Annotated in this window: 4 protein-coding genes; all 4 read left to right on the forward strand. The window is 65.3% G+C overall.

Annotated elements, in window-relative coordinates; translation table 11 throughout:
- Nucleotides 1–485: GcrA family cell cycle regulator (locus VFL62_RS05460; protein ID WP_325171354.1), on the forward strand; the 485-nt coding region annotated here is incomplete at its 5' end.
- A 166-nt stretch (nucleotides 486–651) separates the two neighbouring features.
- Nucleotides 652–1,203 (forward strand): YdaU family protein, encoded by a 552-nt coding sequence (locus VFL62_RS05465; RefSeq protein ID WP_325171355.1) that lies wholly within the window; start codon nucleotides 652–654, stop codon nucleotides 1,201–1,203.
- A 43-nt stretch (nucleotides 1,204–1,246) separates the two neighbouring features.
- Nucleotides 1,247–1,816 (forward strand): hypothetical protein, encoded by a 570-nt coding sequence (locus VFL62_RS05470; RefSeq protein ID WP_325171356.1) that lies wholly within the window; start codon nucleotides 1,247–1,249, stop codon nucleotides 1,814–1,816.
- 361 nt (nucleotides 1,817–2,177) lie between these two features.
- Nucleotides 2,178–2,414, forward strand: a complete 237-nt coding sequence (locus VFL62_RS05475; protein ID WP_325171357.1) for a hypothetical protein — start codon at nucleotides 2,178–2,180, stop codon at nucleotides 2,412–2,414.
- The last annotated feature ends 168 nt before the right edge of the window (nucleotides 2,415–2,582 follow it).

A 2,582-nucleotide genomic window follows, 5' to 3' on the forward strand; every position in this document is an offset into this window, starting at 1 on the left:
AATTCGGAACCGCCTATACCCGCAACGCCGCGATCGGCCGCGCGCGCCGCCTGGGGCTCTCGGTGCCGCTGCGGCCCCCGTCGGCCAGCGTCATGTGCGCGCCGAAGAAACCGGATGTGCGGCGGATCGTCGAATCCCGCAACCGCAGGCTGGGGAGTGGCGCGGCCAAATCTGCTACGCCCAAACCTTCGACGCCCAAACCTTCCACGCCAAAGCCTTCGACGCTCGAGCGCGCTGCGGCGCTTCAGCTCCGCTGCGTGGCGATCATGCCGCGGCACCTGGCGCTGATCGATCTTGAGGCGAACGACTGCCGCTATCCTTATGGCGGCGAAACGGAGGGTGAAGCCATCACCTTTTGCGGCCATCCGCGCCGCGAAGGCTCGAGCTATTGCGTCTCGCATTTCCATCTGACGCGCTTGCCGGAGCCGGCCGCCGGGACGGCGGAAGGTGCGCGCACGCGGCTGCGGCTTGTGGAGGCGGCATGAGCGGCGCGGCCGAGTTGAGGCTGGCGCGGCTGCGGCGGCTGCCGCTACGCCTTCGCATCGCGCATCTGGCGGCGCTCGTTCGAAGCGGGGTCGCCGGCTCGCGGCCGACAGCCGAACTGAGGCGGTTGCTTGCCGCCCAGCGGGCATTCAGGAACGGCCACCGCGGATGAAACGTGCGTGGATGCCGCTTTATGTCGGCGACTATCTCGGCGATACCGGTCACCTGACGACCGCGCAGCACGGCGCGTATCTCTTGCTGATGATGCATTACTGGCGCAAGGGCGAGTTGCCCGACGACGACCTCCAGCTTTCCAAGATCACCAAGCTGCCGCTACGCACCTGGGGCGGCTATCGCCCGGTGCTGCAGCAGTTCTTCCACTCCGGCTGGAAGCACAAGCGGATCGATGCCGAGCTGGAGCGGCTGGTGCGGTTGTCCGAGAAGCGCTCGATCGCGGGACAGAAAGGCGGTCTCGGTTCGGCGCTCTCGCGCATGAAGCTGGAAAACGCGGCGCGCGGCCGCTCATCGCCACGACCAATTGCTTCGATTTGCTCGGGCCCGGCTGCGGCAAGCGTCGACCACTCACACTCACACTCACAGAATCCTTGTTGTGAGAAGGTCGGCGAGAAAGCCGCGGCTGCCCCCGCGAAAGCCGGCACAGCCAAGCCAATCATTGCCATCAGCCCCGAGCTTGCCGCGCTGATGGCCCGCAAGTCCTGACTGCCCCGTTCGACCACCCGCCTTCAACCCAAGGAGTTCGGCCATGCCCCGCGCCAGGCGTTCAAGACCTCGCAAAGCATCGACCCCCCATGATCGCAGGGCGCAGGACCTGCCGCTGAATGCGGAAGTCTCCACCGTCGAGATCGACGATCCGCTCGCGCTGGAGGCCGGCGAGAAGATCGTCGCGCTGCGTTCGATCCGCAACGATCCGCTGGCGCGGCTGCACAGCCACCACCAGATCGACGAGGCGCAGTATCGCGCCGGACGGGCGTTCCAGGACGATTGGGAAAAGGCCGAACGCGGCCCCCGCGCGGTCGATCCGACGCGGGAATATGTCGACGGCGGACGGGCGCGCGAGCCGATCACCGAACGGCAGCGCCGCGCGGTGCTGCGGCTCAATCGCATCGAGCATGAACTCGGCAGCGACGGCATCGTGCTGGTGCACGAGGTGCTGGTGCTCGGGCTGACCATGGAGCAGATCGGCTTGCGGCGCGGCCTGCGCGGCCAGCGCTGGAAGGACTATTTCGCCCGACGCTTTCAGGAATGCCTCGATCGCCTGGCGCAAACCTACGGCTTTGCGAGCCCGAAGCCGCGTGGCAATCGCGGCCGCTGAGACACAGCTTGCGGGAGCTTGGGAATCAAAAGGCCGCTGGCGTATCGACCAGCGGCCTTCCGGGTAGCAATAAGGGATTAGGATGAAATTCTTTCAGCCCCGGATGTCGCGCATCATATCGTTCGTATGTGAACGATTGGAGTCGAAAATGACAGGACTTCTGTGACGGCGGCGCGCTGTTGTAGTCCCACCACAGTTTTGACTTCGCCGTCCGCAAGGCGACATTGGCCGGCCGTCTCGGTTACTGCGTAACCAAAAGCGTCAGCAGGGATGACGCGATGAGATGAGGAACTACCGGAGTTTCCCGGGATTTATTTGCATTGGGTATTTTGAGCGCCCGGCGAGGCCAAGGTCATTGACGATGTTGCTGGCGGTGAAGGACCGCGGATTTGAGTCCGCGGCATATTCTCCCGAGGTGATCGAGATCATGTCGGCGGCGCTGGCCGCGGCCATCGAGAGCCTGCCGGAGCCGGTCTCCGCGACCCAGGTCCATCAGCTGGCCGAATCGATCCTGAACAGCGCAGGACGCGGCGAGCGCGACGTGGCCGCACTGACACGCATGGCGCTGGTCGAGCTGCGGATCACGCCGCATCACTAGGACTGGACGAGGGGAGTGGATCTGTCATCGCGCGCGCCGGCCGATGCTGCTAGGCTTGTACGGTTGGCAGGGCCTTGTCTTCGATGAAGAATTCCGCCTTTCGCGCTGAGCCGCAAGCCAAGCGCATCACCGCGCACTCGCTCAACATCGGCGATCGCCTCAACACCG

Source organism: Bradyrhizobium sp. (genome assembly GCF_035701725.1).
Lineage (GTDB): Bacteria > Pseudomonadota > Alphaproteobacteria > Rhizobiales > Xanthobacteraceae > Bradyrhizobium.